Below are 15745 nucleotides of genomic sequence, written 5' to 3' on the forward strand. Positions count from 1 at the left end.
CGGCCACCAACGCCTACCAGGGCCTGTCCGCCTCGCTCCCGCTCACCTGGACCTTCGCGAGCTGATCCCCTCCCCACCCGGCCCGTCGCGCGGGGTCGCTCCGGGCCGGGTGGGGAGGGGATCAGCTCGCGAAGGTCCAGGTGAGCGGGAGCGAGGCGGACAGGCCCTGGTAGGCGTTGGTGGCCGACGAGTCGAGGGTCACGGCGATGGAGAAGGGGGTGGAGGTGCCGGGGGTGACCGGGGCGGTGTTGAGGGTCTTGACGGCCGAGCCGGCGAGGGTCGCGGCGGTGCCGGTGAAGACGGTGGTCCCGCCGGAGGTGATCACGACGTTGAGCTTGCCGCAGAAGTCGGTCGCGGAGCCGGAGGCGCCGGCCGCGACGTTGGTGCTCTGCGAGCAGGTGGCGCCGGGGGTCAGCGTGAAGGTGTTGGCGGCGACGGTGCCGGTGTTCTTCAGCGTGATCGCGGTGGTGACGGTCTGGCCGGGGACCATCGTGGTCGATCCGCCGAACTTGTTGATGGTCGCGCAGGTCGCGGTGTTGGTGCTGATCGAGCCGCCGTCGGTGCTGAGGCAGGTGATCGGGCTGGCGCCGGTCGACTTCTCCTCCATGACGAGCGAGCCGGACGCGGCGGTGTTGCCGGTGTTGGAGATGCTCGCGACGAAGCCGGACAGGGTGCCGGACATCGAGACGGAGAGCAGGGCGGCGGCGGCGATGCTCGTCGCGATGGCGAGGGGAGCGAAGCGGACGCGCTTGGACTTGGCGGTGTGGGTCGACATGGCAGGACTCCTGATCGGATGGGGCGGGCTGGTGCTGAAGGGGGAGGGTCCGGCTGGTGGTCCGCCGAACTCGATTGACCGCTAAGTTACTTTATGACCAAGATACATTGCAATCGTTCTTTAGCCCCCTGTCCGGGGGACACGTCGGAACCCCCGAGAGCGACCCGTACGATGACCCCCAGCCCTACCCCGAGAAGGACGAATGACCACCGAGAAACCGACCCCGCGCGACGTCGATCAGGACGCGCCCGCCGTGCAGCTGCGGCAGTCGCTCCGCCTGCTCGAGAACGCGCAGCGGCACCTCCGCGCGAGCATCGCCGCGGGCGTGGGCGTGGGCATCTCGGAGCTGACGGCGCTCGAGGTCCTCGGCGAGTCGCCGGACCTCACGCCGAAGTGGCTGGGTCTCGAGCTCTCCCTCTCGACGGGCGCCGTGACCGCGCTCCTCGACCGGCTCGCCACGGCCGGCCACGTCGACCGGCTCGCCAACCCGCAGGACCGCCGGAGCGTCCTGCTGCGCCTCACCGCCTCCGGTGAGCAGCTGCTCGCACAGGTGGACGAGCGCTACGACGACGTCAGCGCGGAGGTGCTCCAGGCCTCCCCCGGGCTGAACGGCATGGCGGACGACCTGGCGCGTGCCGCCGCGGTCATCACCGCGCACACGATCCGCTGACCCGCGCCGGTCGCTAGGAGTCCAGCGCCCGCGTCAGGGTCCAGACGTTGCGCCCCTCGGAGCGCTCGTGCTCGAACGTGGTCGTCAGCGCCTGGATGAGGGCGAGCCCGCGGCCCGACTCCGCGAAGACGTCCGGCATCTCCCGCGGCCCTGTGTCGATGTCCGGCGGATCGGCGGTGTCGATCAGCTCCGCGCGGATCACGTCTCCCTCGACGCGCACGACGAGGCGGCAGACGATCGTCGTCGTCGACGTCGCGTGCTGGATGACGTTGTCGACCAGCTCGACCAGCGCCGTCTCGACGGCCATGCGGTCGCGGGCCGGCAGGTCCGGGCGCTCGCTCCAGAGCCCCGCGAGCAGCTCGTGGACGACCTCGGTGTCGTCCGGGGGCGTGCGGAACCCGACGCTGCGCTCAGTCACGGTACGCGTCGCCGGCCGTGTCGAAGAGGGTGAGCACCCGGTCGAGGTTGGACAGCTGCAGCACCATCACGACCTGCTCGCTGGGCGCCGCGATCCGCAGGTCGCCGCCCGCCTGCCGCGCGGTCTTGAGGGCGCCGACCAGGGCGCCGAGGCCGGAGGAGTCCATGAACGTCACCGCGCTGAGCTCGACGACGATGCGGGGGCCGCCCTCGTCGATCGCCCGGCGGACGGCCGAGCGCAGCTCCGGAGCCGAGGCCGCGTTGAGCCGCCCCTCCCCCCGCAGCACGGCGATGTCGGGGGCGATCGTCTCGGTCGTGAACGTCATGCGGAGTCCTTCTCGGCGGAGCGGTCGGCGCCCGTGCGGGTCAGCACGAGGGCGGTGATGTCGTCGGACGCCGAGCCGGAGGCGGCGAGCGCCCTCAGCGCCTGCAAAAACGCGGCGGTGCCGTCGGAGTCGCGGGCGAGGTCGACCGCGCGCGCCAGGGACTGCAGCGTCCCGTCGTACAGGTCGAGGACGCCGTCGGTGAAGGCGAGGAGCGAGTCCCCCACCGCGAGCTCCACGGTCTGGGTGATCCAGCCGCCGTCCTCCGCGATGCCCAGCGGGAGGCCCAGTGCCGCGAGCCGCTGGAACGAGCCGTCGGCGCGGAGGAGGACGGTGAGCCCGTGGCCCGCGTCGACGAAGTCGATCCGGCCGGACGCGGTGTCGAGGCGCCCGTGGAAGAGCGTCGCGAAGGTCTCGGTGGCCGTGAAGTCGTCGTGCAGCTGCGCGCTCACCGCGCTGACGACCGCGTCGGGGTCGCCGCCGAGGCGCGCCCGGAACGCGGAGCGGATCGAGGCGGCCACGATCGCCGCCGCCGTCCCCTTGCCCATCACGTCCACGAGGGTCAGGTCGACCGTCTCGTCGTCGCCGCGCCAGCTGTAGAAGTCGCCGGTGATCGTCCACCGCGGCAGCGAGAGCCCCGAGAGCTCGTAGCCGGCGGGGTGGTGGAGGGAGGAGGGCGCCATCTGCGTCTGCATGTCGGCGGCGCGGTCGCGCTCCGCCGTGTCGCGCAGCTCCCGCTCGACCCACTCGCCGAACTCCTCGAGCAGCTGCCGCTCGTCCGGGGTGAGGCTCCGGGGCACGAAGTCGATGAGGCAGAGCGTGCCCAGCTGCAGGTCGCCCTCGACCGACAGCGGCCGCCCGGCGTAGAAGCGGACGTGCGGGTGCCCGGCGACGTGCTCGTGCCCGGCCCACGCCTCGTCGGCGCCGAGGTCCGGCACGACGAAGGTGGTGCGCTTCTGGAGCGTCGCGTCGCAGAAGGTGCCGGCGCGCGGGTAGGCGAGCACGGCTTCTAGACGCTGCGGGGACTTCGTGAACAGCGTGGTGTCGTCGAGGAAGTGGATCTCGGCCACGGGCACGCGGAACAGCTCCTCGGCCATCCGCGTGATCCGGTCGAAGCGCTCCTCCGGAGCCGACCCCATCATCTCGAGCGCCTCGAGCGCCACCAGCCGCGGATCCTGCTCGGCCTCGATCATCTGTGCCCCTTCCCCCGCGAGCCGCGCCGGTAGCCCCGATGCGCACACGCACCTCCGACCGTATCGCCCCGCCTGACGGGTGGGGGACCTTCGGCGCCTCTGTACCCCTCACGGGGTACGGCTGTCGCAGATCGCGCGGTCGGGAGCGTCGGCGGTGGCCGATCCCGGCCGTCCTCGCCTCCGTCTCTTGCCGACGGACGGAGCGGACCCCTACTCTTCACCCGACGCTCCCCCGGCGACCCGCGAGCACCCGAAGCCCGCAGGCTCGTGGGCGTCGCCTCAGGAGCGCCCGTGCCCACCCAGCCGCGTCCCCTCCGCCGAACGCGCGCGGAGACGAACCGACCCTCTCGATCCGACGCGCCCCGGCGCGGGAGCCCGCTCGCTGCGGCGCTCCTGCTGGTGACCGCCCTGATCCTCCCGCTCGCCGCCGCGCCGACCGCGTCCGCCGTCGACTCGGCGGGCGACGAGTACGACGCGATGCGCCTCGGCCTCGTCGCCGACCTGACGGGCACGATCCCGGGCAGCGCGAGCGTCGGCGGCCTCGCCGCGGCGAAGGGCCGCCTCGTCGCCGAGGCCGAGGGCTACTGGTCGACGCTCGAGACCGACGGCGGCGAGCCCTGGCCCGACCTGGTCACGGGCACCTCGGCGGTGGAGGTGTGGGCCGCCTACAAGCGGGTCACCGTCCTCGCGACCGCGCTGAAGACCCCCGGGACCGCCCTCACCGGCGACCCGGCGCTCCTCCGCGACGTCGTCACGACCGCCGACTGGCTCTCGGCGAACCGCTACAACCGCTCCACCACCGGCACCTCCCGCTGGTGGGAGCAGCAGATCGGCATCCCGCTCGAGCTGAACAGCATCACCGCCCTCCTCTACCCCGACCTCTCGGCGGCGCAGGTGCAGGCCTACCTGTCGGCCTCGACGCGCTTCGCCGACACCGTCACCCGGACCGGCGCCAACCGCGTCTGGACGGCGGCGGTCATCGCCGGGCGGGCAGTGCTTCTGAAGCAGCCGGCGAAGATCGCGGAGGCGGCCGCCGGCATCGACCCGGCGCTGCGGACGGTGGCGTCCGGCGACGGCTTCCACGCCGACGGCTCCTTCGTGCAGCACAGCGTCTTCGCCTACAGCGGCGGGTACGGGCTCTCGATGCTCGACACCCTCGACGACCTGTACGCGCTGCTCGACGGCTCCCGCTGGGAGATCACGAGCCCGGAGGGGCTCGGCGTGTACGACCGGCTCGCCTCCTCCTTCGCCCCCGTCACCTGGTGCGGCGCCGTGATGTCGACGGTCCGCGGCCGCGAGACCGCGCGGGCGGAGTCGGAGGACGGCGACGTCGGAGTCCAGCTGCAGGCGGCGGTGCTGCGCCTCGCCGACAGCGCCCCTCCCTCGGCCAGGACACGGACGAACGCGCTGGCGAAGAGCTGGCTGGCCTGCAACTCCGGCAGCCCCGTGAGCATCGAGACGGCCGGATCCGTCAGCGACGTCGTGCGCGCGCGGCTCGTCCTCGCCGACACGGGCCTGATCGCGACCCCGATCGGCTCGGGCGTCCGGGCCTTCGCCGGGATGGACCGCTTCACGCGGACCACGGCGACCTCGGGCTTCGCCGTCGGCCTGTCGAGCACGCGGATCGCGCGCTACGAGTCGCTCAACGGCGAGAACCGCAGCGGCTGGTACACCGGCGACGGCGCGACCTCGCTCCACCTGGGCAGCGGGCGCCAGTACGACGACGGCTACTGGGCCACGGCGAACCCGTACCGGATGCCCGGCACCACCGAGGACACGATCGTCCGGAGCGCGGGCGAGGGCGCGTCGTCCCGCCCGACGACGACCTTCACCGGGAGCCTCGAGAGCCCGTCGCGGCGGACGGGGATCGCGGCGCTCGACTTCGACGCGGCGTCGGTGAGCCTGGTCGCGAAGAAGGCCTGGTTCACCTTCGACGACGAGATCCTCGCGCTCGGCTCCGGGATCACGGCGACCGACATGTCCGGGACCGGCTGGGACGGGGCGCGCCGGCGCGCGGAGACGGTGATCGACGACCGCCGCGACGTCGCTCCCGATGCGAGGCTCCGCGTCGACGGCGTCCTCCGCGGTGCGGAGGCGACCGCCACGAGCACCGCCCGCTGGGCCTCGATCACCGGCTCCGCGGAGTCGGTGGGCTACGTCTTCCCGTCGCCGATCGCCCTGACCGCGCAGGGACGGACCCGCACCGGAGCCTGGAGCGCCGTGAGCGCCGCCGGTCCGACGGCGCCGGTGACCGGCCACTACTACTCCCTCACGACGAGCCACGGCACGAACCCGACCGGCGCCTCCTACGCGTACACGGTCCTCCCCGGCGCCTCCGAGGCGGCGACCGCCGCGTACGCGGCGGACCCGGACGTGACCGTGCTCAGCAACACACCCCAGCTGAGCGCCGCCCGCGACCGCTCGACCGGCACCGTGAGCGCCGTGTCGTGGAAGGCCGGGACCACGAGCCCCGTCCTCGTCGGAGGCACCCGGGTCGCGAGCATCACCGGCGCCGGACTGGTCTCGATCCGGGAGGACGCGGACACGGTGACCGTCTCGACCGTCGACCCGACGCAGGTCTCGATGAGCGCGCTCACCGTGACGCTCGCGCGGCCGACCGCGGGCACGGTGTCCTCGAGCGCCGCCCTGAGCGTGACGAGCAGGACGAGCACCGCGACGACGATCACGTTCCGGCCGAGCGGGCTGAAGGGAGCGACGGCGTCCATCGTGCTCGCGAAGAGGGCCGCCACTCCGGCGCCGACGGCCACGCCCACGCCGACCGCGACCCCCGCGCCGACCTCGACGCCGACCGCCACCGCGACTCCGCTCGCCGCCGCCGGGGCCGGCACCCACCAGAACGGCTCGCCGGCCGTCGCCGTCACGGGCACCTGGTCCACGACCTCCTCCTCCGCGGACAGCGGCGGAGGCGTCTCCTTCTCGTCGACAGGGGGCGCCTCCGCCACCCTCCGCTTCACCGGCACCGGAGTCTCGTGGGTGAGCCGCCGGTCCAGCACGTCCGGGATCGACGAGGTCCGCCTCGACGGCGTCCTCGTGGCCTCGGTCGACCGCTACAGCGCCACCACCCGCTCCGCCCAGACCGTCTGGACCAGCGGGACCCTGCCCGCCGGCACCCACACCGTCACGATCACCCGCGGCAGCACACGGAATCCGGCGGCGACCGGGGGCAACCTGATCCACGACGCCTTCGTCGTGAGGGGCTGACGGCCCGGCTATCACCGGCCGCGGTGCCTGGCCAGGCCCTCGCCCGGCGGCGGGCGGGCGCGTAGCGTCGCCCGGACCGATCGACCCGCCGGGGTCACGACGAGAGGACGCGCCATGAGCAGCACGAGCGACATGATCCGGAGCCACCCCGAGGAGCTGCGCGGCGTCGATCCGGAGGTCCTGGCCGAGTGCATCGACGCGTGCGGCGCCTGCGCTCTCACCTGCACCGCCTGCGCCGACGCGTGCCTCGGCGAGGAGTCGGTCGCCGAGCTGGTCCACTGCATCCGCACCGACCTCGCCTGCGCCGACGTGTGCGCCGCGACCGGTGCCGTGCTCTCGCGCCGCGGCGTCGTCGGATCCGCGGCCGTCCGCGCCCTCGTCGAGGCCTGCCTCCTGGCCTGCCGCGCCTGCGCCGACGACTGCGAGCAGCACGCCGGGATGCACGAGCACTGCCGGATCTGCGCCGAGGCCTGCCGCCGCTGCGAGCAGGCGTGCGAGAGGCTGCTCGCGCAGCTCTGAGCGCGGAGGCCGACGCACGGAGCCGCCGGAGCGTCCGCCTCACCGGACCCGACGGGCGGCTGTCAACCGTCCTGCCCTGCGCGCCCGGCCCTCCTACGGTCGGTGGCGAGCACGGCGACGTCGGGGCTCGGAGCGATCGCAGGCGGTCCTCCGTCCCCGACGACCGGCAGACGCTCGAGACGGAGGACGACCGTGGCCCAGACCAGCACCGAGCGCGACCGCACCGCGCCCGACCCCGACGACTCCCGCAAGCCCGACGGACCGACCGAGGTCAGCAAGCGGTCCTGGGGCTACGTCCTCAAGAAGACGCTCCGCGAGTTCGGCGCCGACCAGTGCACGGACATCGCTGCGGGGCTGACCTACTACGCCGTGCTCGCACTCTTCCCGGGGCTGCTCGCGATCGTGTCCATCCTCGGCTTGTTCGGGCAGGCCGAGACCACGACATCGACGGTCCTCGACCTGCTGAGCGGATTCGCGTCGGCCGACGTCCTCGACACCGTTCGCGGCCCCCTGCAGGAGCTCACCTCGGCCCCCGCCGCCGGTCTGGCGTTCGTCACCGGTGTCCTCGGCGCCCTCTGGTCCGCCTCCGGCTACGTCGGCGCCTTCGGGCGCGGCATGAACCGCGTCTACGAGATCGACGAGGGCCGCCCGATCTGGAAGCTGCGCCCCACGATGCTCGCCGTCACCCTCGTGACGGTCCTCCTGCTCGTGATCGCCGGGCTGATCCTCGTGCTGAGCGGACCCGTCGCGCAGACCATCGGCGACGCCGTCGGCCTCGGCGAGGTCGCGCTGACGGTGTGGAGCATCGCCAAGTGGCCCGTCCTGATCGCGATCATGGTCGTCATCGTCGCGGTCCTGTACCACTGGTCGCCCAACGTGCGGCAGCCGAAGTTCCGCTGGACCAGCATGGGCTCGATCCTCGCCCTCGTCGTCTGGGCGCTGGCGTCGGCCGGCTTCGCGTTCTACGTCGCCAACTTCAGCAACTACAACAAGACCTACGGCGCGCTCGGCGGCGTGATCGTCTTCCTCCTCTGGCTCTGGATCACGAACCTCGCCCTGCTCTTCGGGGCGGAGTTCGACGCCGAGCTCGAACGCGGCCGCCAGCTGCAGGCCGGCATCGAAGCCGAGGAGCACATCCAGCTCCCGCCCCGCGACACCCGGCAGAGCGAGAAGAAGGCCCAGAAGCACGCCGAGGACGTCGCCGACGGCCGCGAGCTCCGCGAGAGCGCCGGACACCCCGAGCGGTGATCCCGATCGGGCGGGACCTCCCGGTCCGTTAGGGGAACCGCCTCCCCGCGGCAACCCTCTTGAGGCCCCGCGGGCGGCGCGCGGAGGCTGGACATGCGGAAACTGCACTACTCCAGCGGCCACCTCCTCGTCGGCGACCTGACCTGCAAGGCGGTCCTCCGCTACGCCCGTGCCCTCGCGGACGTCGGCAAGTCGGACGTCGTCTCGGTGCCGGTCCTGACCGAGGGCGGCGGCCGCGCCTACGCCCACCTGCTGATCGGGCCGGCGAGCCAGCTCTGGTCGGTGCCGATCGACAGCAGCGAGGTGGAGGAGCCGGACGACGCGGAGGTCATCGCCCACATCGAGCTCGAGACGCGCCGCGTGCAGCCGGCCCGCCCCTCCTGGAGCGAGGAGATGACCGACATCCCGCCACTGGACTTCCTCGAGTACACGGACATCGCCGACCTCGAGGACGCCCGGCGCGACCCGATGGACTAGGCCGCCGCCGGCTCCTCCGTGGAGCGGGAGTCGCTGAGGGACAGCGAGCCGATCGTCGCGATCACGCCGACGAGGACCGCCACGACCAGGTAGGCGACCCGCTCGCCCGCGAAGAAGCTCCGGACGAGGTCCGTGCTCCATGCGCCCGCCGGGAGGGTGGTCGCCACCAGGGCGGCGATCAGCGTGCCGACGACGGCCGTGCCGATGCTGGTGCCGATCTCCTGGGCCGTGTCGTTGAGCGCCGCACCGATCGAGGTGCGGTTCGCGGGCATCGCCTCGACGAGGGCGACGGCGCAGATGGTCATGATCGTCCGCAGGCCCACCGTCATCACGACCATCATCACGGCGATCGCGAGGTAGCCCCGGTCCACCGCCCAGGACATCCCGAGCAGTGCGCCGACCAGGAGCCCGGTGCCGATCAGGCAGGCCGCGCGGTGCCCCAGCCTCGCGGCGAGGCGTTCGGTGATCGGAGTGGCGGCGAGCATCGTGACGATGACGGGCAGGTTCGCGAGGCCGGCGCGCACCGGGCTCCAGCCGTAGGCGTACTGGAAGTGCAGGATCAGGCCGAACAGGACGCTCGCGAAGGCGACCGAGGCGCCGAGCTGCGTGAGCGCCGCTCCCCGCGCGGCACCGGCGCGGAAGATCGCGAGGTCGATCATGGGCGAGGCGGCACGGCGCTCGCGGACGACGAATCCCGCGACGGCCGCGACGGTCCCCGCGGCGCAGGCGATCGTGACGAGCGACAGCCAGCCGTTCTCGACTCCGCTGGTGAGCGTGTAGCAGCCGAGCCCGACCGCGGCGATGGTGAGGACCGTCCCCGGCAGGTCGAGCCGCTCCGAGGTGAGGTCGGCCCGCCGGTCGGCGGGGACTCCGAGGCGCACGCCGATCCAGACCAGCAGCGCGATCGGGGCGTTGACGACGAGCAGCCACTGCCAGCTGACGGTGCTGAGGATCGAGCCGCCCAGGAGCGGGCCGAGGACCATGCCGGACATCCCGACGATCATCACGATCGTGATCGACCGCATGCGGAGTCTCTCGTCGTCGAAGAGCCGGAACACCAGCGACATCGTGACGGGCGCCATGGCGGCCGCGGCGCAGCCGAGCGCAGCACGGAGGGCGATCAGCTGGCCGATGTCGGTGACGAGGACGACGGCGAGGCTGATCAGCCCGAACGCGGCGAGGCCGGTGAGCAGCACGCGGCGGCGGCCGAACCGGTCGGCGGCGGACCCCGCGGTCAGCAGCAGCCCGCCGAAGGTCAGGGAGTAGGCGCCGGTCACCCACTGCAGTCCGGCGGTCGAGCCGTCGAGCGAGCGTCCGATCGTGGGGAGGGCTATCGAGAGCAGCGTGTTGTCGACCATCTCGACGAAGAAGGCGAGGCAGAGAGCGGCGAGCGGGAGCGCCGCGGAGCGGAGGGAGGTGTGAGCACGGGACTCGGCGGAGGTGGTCGTCGGAGCGGACATGGCGGCGCCTTTCGATCGAACGCCGTTCGACTCTCGTACGGCGTTCGATAGTATGGAACGCCGTTCGGTAAGATGCAAGCCATGCCTGCAGATCGCCCGACGGAGACCGCCGGCGCCGCCGCGCCCTCCCCCGCCCGGGGCCGCCGCCGAGCGTCGCACTCGCTCGACACCGTGCTGGCCGAGGCGATCGCGATCCTCGACGAGTCCGGGGAGTCGGCCCTCACGTTCCGCGCGCTCGCGGCCCGGCTCGGCGGCGGCGTGGCGAGCATCTACTGGTACGTCGGAAGCCGCGACGAGCTGCTGGAGCGAGCGACCGACGAGGTCATGGGCCGGGTCCTCGCCGACAGCGAGCCGCTCACCCACGGGCCGGACCCGATCGACAACGTCCGCGCCGTCGCACTGGCCCTCTTCGACGAGTGCGTCCGCCGACCCTGGTTCGGCCTCTACATGCTCCGCACGACCGGGGTGCAGCCGAACTCGATGGCGATGTACGAGCGGCTCGGGCAGCAGCTCATGGCACTCGACCTGACGCCCCGGCAGCGGTTCCACGCCGTGTCGTCCATCGTCAGCTACGTCGTCGGAGTCGCGGCCGACCTCGCGCAGCCGCCGCCCCGCGAGTTCCTCGAGAGCGGGATGGAGAGGGGCGAGTTCCTGGAGCACCTGGCCGACCGCTGGCGCGCCCTCGACCCCGAGGAGTTCCCCTTCGGCCACCACGCGGCCGACGTGATGGCGACCCACGACGACCTCGACGTGTTCCGCTCCGGCCTCGACCTGCTCCTGGCGGGGCTGCGCCTGCAGGCGGGGCGGGGCTGAGGCCTCGAGCGCGACGCCTGTCGGACAGGACCTCACCAGGAGCGATGAGAAGTAGGCACGGCCCTTCACCGTCGATACAGCCGTCCGTGTATCGTCTCCCCCGTGCCCGCCACCGCGACCCTCACCCACTCCGCCGCACTCGCGCGCCTAGGATCCGCCCTGGCCGACGAGACCCGGTCGCGGATCCTGCTCGCCCTGCGCGAGGCGCCAGCGGTCCCGTCGGACCTGGCCGACGCGCTCGGAGTGTCCCGGCAGGTGATGTCGAACCAGCTCGCCTGCCTCCGCGGCTGCGGTCTGGTGGAGGCCGTGAAGGACGGCCGCTACACCTGGTACCGGCTGGCCGAGACCCGGATCGCCGGGGCGCTCGACCACCTGCTCCGCCTGGCCCTGGTCGTCGATCCGGACTGCTGCTCCGGCGACGACTGCCGCTGCGCATGACCGCCCTCCGCGCTCCGCTCCTCCCCGCCCGCCGCCGCGTGCTGCAGAGGCGCATCCGCTGGATCGTCGGCGCGACCATCGCCTACAACGTGGTGGAGGCGATCGTGGCCCTCGCAGCCGGGACGGTCGCGTCGTCCACCGCCCTCGTCGCCTTCGGCCTCGACTCCGTGGTGGAGGTGCTCTCCGCCGCAGCCGTCGCCTGGCAGTTCTCGGGGCGCGATCCGGAGGCGCGCGAGCGCATCGCCCTGCGGGTGATCGCCGTCTCGTTCCTCGGCCTGGCCGCGTTCGTCGCCGTCGACTCGGTCGGGGCGCTGCTCGGATTCTCGGAGGCCCAGCACTCCCCCGTCGGCATCGTGCTGGCCGCCGTCAGCCTGCTGGTGATGCCCGCGTTCTCCCTGCTCGAGCGCCGGACCGGCCGCGAGCTCGGCTCGGCCTCGGCCGTCGCGGACTCGAAGCAGACGCTCCTCTGCTCGTACCTCTCCGCCGCCGTCCTGGTGGGCCTGCTGCTGAACAGCACGCTCGGATGGACGTGGGCCGACCCCGTCGCCGGCCTCGTGATCGCCGCGGTCGCCGTCCGCGAGGGCCTGGAGGCCTGGCGCGGCGAGTCCTGCACGACGCCGATCGCCGCGCTGACGAGCGAGGACTCCGAGGCCTGCGGCTGCTGCTGACGAGGACAGGCGGAGTCCCGGCATCCCTCACCGACGGCCGGCCCGCGCCTCGACGACGTGCCGGCACCCGATTCCGCCGCGCTCCAGCTCCTCGCGCTCGCGGCGGAGCCCGACGCGGATCCGCCGCGTTCGGGACCGGTCCGGGACGTCCGCCCCTCCTCGGCCCTCGGCGACCGCCCGCGCGACGTCGGCGTCCACGCATGGGGTTCCTTCTCTCGTCCTGCTGCGGTGCGAACGGCGCCGCACCTCCATCCCACGACTCGGGCACCCGGGCCGGGGAGAGGGTCGCCGAGCACGCGTCGGCGGGTCAGGAGGCGCCGGGGCCGCCCGGGATGAGAGGGTTGCGCGGTGTCCACTGCGAGCGTGCCGTCGCCGCGCGCCGGAGTCCGGACGCGGCGCTTCCGGCGCCTCGCGCGCACGGGCTTCGCCGTGAACGGACTGATCCACCTCCTGATCGGCGGCCTCGCCCTGCGCGTCGCGGTCAGCGACGAGGCCTCGCGGGAGGCGGACGCGTCCGGAGCGATCGGGCGCATGGCCGACTCCCCCGTCGGCCTCGTGGTGGTCTGGGCCGCGCTGGTCGGACTGGTCGCGCTCGGACTGTGGCAGCTCTCCCTCGGCGGGCGCTCCTCCGCGCCGGGCCTGCTCGCCCGCCTGGGCCGCCGGATCGTCGAATCCGGCAAGGGCTTCGCCTCGCTCACCCTCGCGGGCACCACGCTCGTCTTCGCCCTCGGCGGTTCGACGAGCTCCTCGGCCACGATCCGCCGCATCAACACCGAGCTGCTGACGAGCACGGTCGGCGTCGTGATCCTCGTGATCGTCGGCGGGATCGTGCTGGGCAGCGGGATCGGCTTCGTCGCGATCGGGATCCGCCGCGGGTTCCGCAAGCTCGTCCGCATCCCCGAGGGCCCGACCGGGACGGCCGTGCTGATCCTCGGCGCGACCGGCTACATCACGAAGGGGCTCGCTCTCGGCCTCGCCGGCGGGATCTTCGTGGTCGCGGCGCTGACCGGCGACGCCCGCCAGGCGACCGGGCTCGACGGGGCCATCCGCTTCCTCGACGTCCCTCCGTACGGCACGATCGCCCTGACCCTCGTCAGCGCGGGACTGGTCATGTACGGGCTGTTCCTCGTGGCCCGGGCGAAGCTCGCGAAGCTCTGAGCCGACGCGGCAGTCGTTCACAGTCGCCACCCATATCGCTGAGTATCGTTCGGAGAAACAGGAGGTCATCATGAACGGATCGTCATCGACCGGCGCGTTCGGCACCGGCACGCCCATCGAGAGCATCTGGCGCGCGATGGAGCAGGCCCGCTCCCGCATGGAGAAGCGCGTCGGCTCCCGGGTCGGCCGCGGGGACGTGCGCACCGCGGTGCTCGCGCTCCTCGCCGAGCAGCCCATGCACGGCTATCAGATCATCCGCGAGATCGAGGAGCGCAGCGGAGGCGACTGGAAGCCGAGCCCCGGCTCGGTCTACCCGACCCTCCAGCTCCTCGCGGACGAGGGCCTCATCACGGCCGACGAGCAGAACGGCCGCAAGACCTACACGCTGACCGACGCCGGCCGCGCGACGGTCTCCGAGCACGGCACCTCGACCCCGTGGAACGACTCCGACCACGTCGACTTCGGCGCCCTGCCCAAGGCGGGCCTCGAGCTCGCTCAGGCCGCGGCCCAGGTCGGACGCTCGGGCACCCCCGAGCAGGTCCGCAAGGCCGTCGCCGAACTCGAGGACGTGCGCCGCCGCCTGTACGCGATCCTCGCGCAGGACTGACCCGGGTGGCCTCGGTCAGCCCGGGTCCTGCCGCCCCGGGCCACCGAGAGCGGGAGGACCGGCGGCGCTACCGCCGGATCCTCCGCTTCGCCGCGTGGCATCTCGCGGTCACGTGGTTCTTCGACCTGCTCCTGCCGCGGCTGGGGCTCACGCGCGTCGCGCTGCGCACCCGGCCCGGCCGGATGCGCCGCTTCGCCCGCAGCTTCCACGTGCTCGCGGTCGACCTCGGCGGCCTGATGATCAAGGTCGGCCAGTTCATGTCGTCGCGCCTGGACGTGCTGCCGCCCGAGATCACGCGCGAGCTGGAGGGGCTGCAGGACGAGGTCCCGCCGGTCCCGTTCCCGCGGATCCGGGCGCTGGCCGAGTCCGAGCTCGGGCTGCCGCTCAAGCGCGCGTACGCCGGAGTCGACGACTCGCCGGTCGCCGCCGCCTCCCTCGGCCAGGCCCACCGCGCCCGGCTCTCCCCCGTCGACGCCGAGGACACCGGCTACTCCGCCGCGATCATGAAGGTGCAGCGGCCGGGGATCGACCAGATCGTCGAGGTCGACCTCGCGGCCCTGCGCCGCGTCGGCGGCTGGCTCAGCCACGTGCGCCTGGTCTCGGACCGCGTCGACGCCCCGGCGCTCGTCGAGGAGTTCGCGGTCACCAGCCTCGAGGAGATCGACTACCTGCAGGAGGCGGCCAACTCCGTCCGCTTCGCCGCCGACTTCGATGGCGACGCCCGGGTCGCCGTCCCCGACGTGGTCTGGGAGCGCTCGACCCGCAAGGTCCTCACCCTCGAGGACGTCACCGCGATCAAGATCACCGACCACGCCGCACTGCTGGCCGCCGGGATCGACCCGCGGGAGGTCGCTCCGGTCTTCGCGGCCGTGATGTTCGACCAGCTCTTCACGCACGGCTACTTCCACGCGGACCCGCACCCCGGCAACGTCTTCGTCACGCCCACCCCCGGGGGCGAGCTGCCCTGGCGCCTCACCTTCATCGACTTCGGGATGATGGGCGAGGTGCCGCCGAGCACCCGCGCGGGCCTGCGCCGGATGCTCATCGCCGCCGCCTCCCGCGACGGCAAGGGGCTCGTCGACGCGGCCCGCGCGGTCGGCGTCCTCCTGCCCTCCGCCGACTCCCGTGAGCTGGAGCGGGCGCTCACGCAGCTCTTCGCCCGGTTCGGCGGGATGGGCTTCGCCGAGCTGCGGGAGGTGGATCCGCGCGAGTTCCGCGACTTCGCTGTGCAGTTCGGCGACGTGGTGCGCGCGCTGCCGTTCCAGCTCCCCGAGAACTTCCTGCTCGTGATCCGCGCGATGTCGCTGACCTCGGGCGTCTGCAGCGCGCTCGACCCGGCCTTCAACCTGTGGGACTCGGTGGAGCCCTACGCGCAGCAGCTGATCCGCGAGGAGCGCGGCTCCGTCGTGCAGGACGTCGGCAAGCAGGCCGTCGACACGCTCGGCCTGATCTGGCGCCTGCCGCGCCGGCTCGACGAGCTCGTCACGACCCTCGACGACGGCGAGCTCGCGGTCACCGTCCCCACGATCGAGCGCCGGCTGAACCGCCTCGAGGGCACCGTCCGCCGCGTGATCTCGGCCGTGCTGTTCGCGGGCCTGCTGATCGCGGGCGCCGTCGTGCGCCCGGACGACTGCGGGTTCGGGACGGTGCTGATGATCGCGTCGGTGCTGCCCCTCCTGCACGCGCTGCTGGCCCGCGGCCCGCGCGGCTGACGGCCTCCGGTCAGGCCGCGGCCGCCGCGTCGCATCCGTCACCTC

The 15745-nt window shown here is 73.1% G+C and carries 16 protein-coding genes; 11 read left to right on the plus strand and 5 right to left on the minus strand.

Annotated elements, in window-relative coordinates:
* Positions 1-121: 121 nt before the first annotated feature.
* A complete protein-coding gene (locus tag C5D08_RS13655; RefSeq protein WP_104277499.1) occupies positions 122-775 on the minus strand; it encodes a hypothetical protein in 654 nt (217 codons plus the stop codon).
* A gap of 202 nt (positions 776-977) precedes the next feature.
* Here C5D08_RS13655 and C5D08_RS13660 point away from each other — a divergent pair, with 202 nt between their 5' ends.
* The gene (locus C5D08_RS13660) at positions 978-1445 is read left to right on the plus strand and encodes a MarR family winged helix-turn-helix transcriptional regulator (protein WP_104277500.1); all 468 of its coding nucleotides are present in this window, start codon (positions 978-980) and stop codon (positions 1443-1445) included.
* A gap of 13 nt (positions 1446-1458) precedes the next feature.
* On the opposite strand, the gene C5D08_RS13665 is transcribed toward C5D08_RS13660, so the two are convergent.
* Genes C5D08_RS13665 through C5D08_RS13675 form a run of 3 tightly spaced genes read right to left on the minus strand, consistent with a single transcriptional unit; the run spans position 1459 to position 3378 of the window.
* Positions 1459-1863, minus strand: a complete 405-nt coding sequence (locus C5D08_RS13665; RefSeq protein WP_104277501.1) for an ATP-binding protein — start codon at positions 1861-1863, stop codon at positions 1459-1461.
* Entirely contained in the window at positions 1856-2188 is a 333-nt protein-coding gene (locus tag C5D08_RS13670) for an STAS domain-containing protein (protein WP_104277502.1), read from the minus strand. Before C5D08_RS13670 ends, C5D08_RS13665 begins: the two co-directional genes overlap by 8 nt.
* The gene (locus C5D08_RS13675) at positions 2185-3378 is read right to left on the minus strand and encodes a PP2C family protein-serine/threonine phosphatase (RefSeq protein ID WP_104277503.1); all 1194 of its coding nucleotides are present in this window, start codon (positions 3376-3378) and stop codon (positions 2185-2187) included. Before C5D08_RS13675 ends, C5D08_RS13670 begins: the two co-directional genes overlap by 4 nt.
* A 399-nt stretch (positions 3379-3777) precedes the next feature.
* Here C5D08_RS13675 and C5D08_RS13680 point away from each other — a divergent pair, with 399 nt between their 5' ends.
* From C5D08_RS13680 to C5D08_RS13695, 4 genes are all read left to right on the plus strand, one after another.
* Positions 3778-6600, plus strand: coding sequence for a polysaccharide lyase 8 family protein (locus C5D08_RS13680; protein WP_104277504.1), 2823 nt, complete (start codon positions 3778-3780; stop codon positions 6598-6600).
* Positions 6601-6714: 114 nt separating this feature from the next.
* The gene (locus C5D08_RS13685; RefSeq protein WP_104255963.1) at positions 6715-7119 is read left to right on the plus strand and encodes a four-helix bundle copper-binding protein; all 405 of its coding nucleotides are present in this window, start codon (positions 6715-6717) and stop codon (positions 7117-7119) included.
* Positions 7120-7311: 192 nt separating this feature from the next.
* Positions 7312-8367 (plus strand): YihY/virulence factor BrkB family protein, encoded by a 1056-nt coding sequence (locus tag C5D08_RS13690; RefSeq protein WP_104277505.1) that lies wholly within the window; start codon positions 7312-7314, stop codon positions 8365-8367.
* Between the two features lie 93 nt (positions 8368-8460).
* Positions 8461-8844 (plus strand): hypothetical protein, encoded by a 384-nt coding sequence (locus C5D08_RS13695; protein ID WP_104277506.1) that lies wholly within the window; start codon positions 8461-8463, stop codon positions 8842-8844.
* Here the strand turns inward: C5D08_RS13695 and C5D08_RS13700 are convergent.
* Positions 8841-10304 carry an MFS transporter gene (locus tag C5D08_RS13700; protein WP_104277507.1) on the minus strand — a complete coding sequence of 488 codons (1464 nt, stop codon included), beginning with the start codon at positions 10302-10304 and terminating at the stop codon, positions 8841-8843. The two genes, C5D08_RS13695 and C5D08_RS13700, sit on opposite strands and share 4 nt — an antisense overlap.
* 81 nt (positions 10305-10385) lie before the next feature.
* On the opposite strand from C5D08_RS13700, the gene C5D08_RS13705 reads away from it, so the two are divergent.
* From C5D08_RS13705 to C5D08_RS13730, 6 genes are all read left to right on the plus strand, one after another.
* A complete protein-coding gene (locus C5D08_RS13705) occupies positions 10386-11117 on the plus strand; it encodes a TetR/AcrR family transcriptional regulator (RefSeq protein ID WP_104277508.1) in 732 nt (243 codons plus the stop codon).
* Between the two features lie 102 nt (positions 11118-11219).
* The gene (locus C5D08_RS13710) at positions 11220-11555 is read left to right on the plus strand and encodes a helix-turn-helix transcriptional regulator (RefSeq protein ID WP_104234042.1); all 336 of its coding nucleotides are present in this window, start codon (positions 11220-11222) and stop codon (positions 11553-11555) included.
* Positions 11552-12223 carry a cation diffusion facilitator family transporter gene (locus C5D08_RS13715; RefSeq protein ID WP_104277509.1) on the plus strand — a complete coding sequence of 224 codons (672 nt, stop codon included), beginning with the start codon at positions 11552-11554 and terminating at the stop codon, positions 12221-12223. Before C5D08_RS13710 ends, C5D08_RS13715 begins: the two co-directional genes overlap by 4 nt.
* A gap of 348 nt (positions 12224-12571) precedes the next feature.
* On the plus strand, positions 12572-13381 hold the full coding sequence (locus C5D08_RS13720) for a DUF1206 domain-containing protein (RefSeq protein WP_104277510.1): 810 nt from the start codon (positions 12572-12574) through the stop codon (positions 13379-13381).
* A gap of 70 nt (positions 13382-13451) precedes the next feature.
* Complete coding sequence (locus C5D08_RS13725) at positions 13452-13988, plus strand: PadR family transcriptional regulator (protein ID WP_104277511.1); 537 nt, start codon at positions 13452-13454, stop codon at positions 13986-13988.
* A 5-nt stretch (positions 13989-13993) separates the two neighbouring features.
* Positions 13994-15700: an AarF/ABC1/UbiB kinase family protein gene (locus tag C5D08_RS13730; protein WP_104277512.1), complete on the plus strand. Its 1707-nt coding sequence runs from the start codon at positions 13994-13996 to the stop codon at positions 15698-15700.
* The last annotated feature ends 45 nt before the right edge of the window (positions 15701-15745 follow it).

This window comes from Rathayibacter sp. AY1B6, assembly GCF_002932755.1.
Taxonomy (GTDB): Bacteria; Actinomycetota; Actinomycetes; order Actinomycetales; family Microbacteriaceae; genus Rathayibacter.

Excerpts from the sequence above, each read along its gene's own strand:
- C5D08_RS13655 (WP_104277499.1), bottom strand. The coding sequence starts at position 775 with ATGTCGACCCACACCGCCAAGTCCAAGCGCGTCCGCTTCGCTCCCCTC.
- C5D08_RS13660 (WP_104277500.1), top strand. The coding sequence starts at position 978 with ATGACCACCGAGAAACCGACCCCGCGCGACGTCGATCAGGACGCGCCC.
- C5D08_RS13670 (WP_104277502.1), bottom strand. The coding sequence starts at position 2,188 with ATGACGTTCACGACCGAGACGATCGCCCCCGACATCGCCGTGCTGCGG.
- C5D08_RS13675 (WP_104277503.1), bottom strand. The coding sequence starts at position 3,378 with ATGATCGAGGCCGAGCAGGATCCGCGGCTGGTGGCGCTCGAGGCGCTC.
- C5D08_RS13685 (WP_104255963.1), top strand. The coding sequence starts at position 6,715 with ATGAGCAGCACGAGCGACATGATCCGGAGCCACCCCGAGGAGCTGCGC.
- C5D08_RS13695 (WP_104277506.1), top strand. The coding sequence starts at position 8,461 with ATGCGGAAACTGCACTACTCCAGCGGCCACCTCCTCGTCGGCGACCTG.
- C5D08_RS13700 (WP_104277507.1), bottom strand. The coding sequence starts at position 10,304 with ATGTCCGCTCCGACGACCACCTCCGCCGAGTCCCGTGCTCACACCTCC.
- C5D08_RS13705 (WP_104277508.1), top strand. The coding sequence starts at position 10,386 with ATGCCTGCAGATCGCCCGACGGAGACCGCCGGCGCCGCCGCGCCCTCC.
- C5D08_RS13715 (WP_104277509.1), top strand. The coding sequence starts at position 11,552 with ATGACCGCCCTCCGCGCTCCGCTCCTCCCCGCCCGCCGCCGCGTGCTG.
- C5D08_RS13725 (WP_104277511.1), top strand. The coding sequence starts at position 13,452 with ATGAACGGATCGTCATCGACCGGCGCGTTCGGCACCGGCACGCCCATC.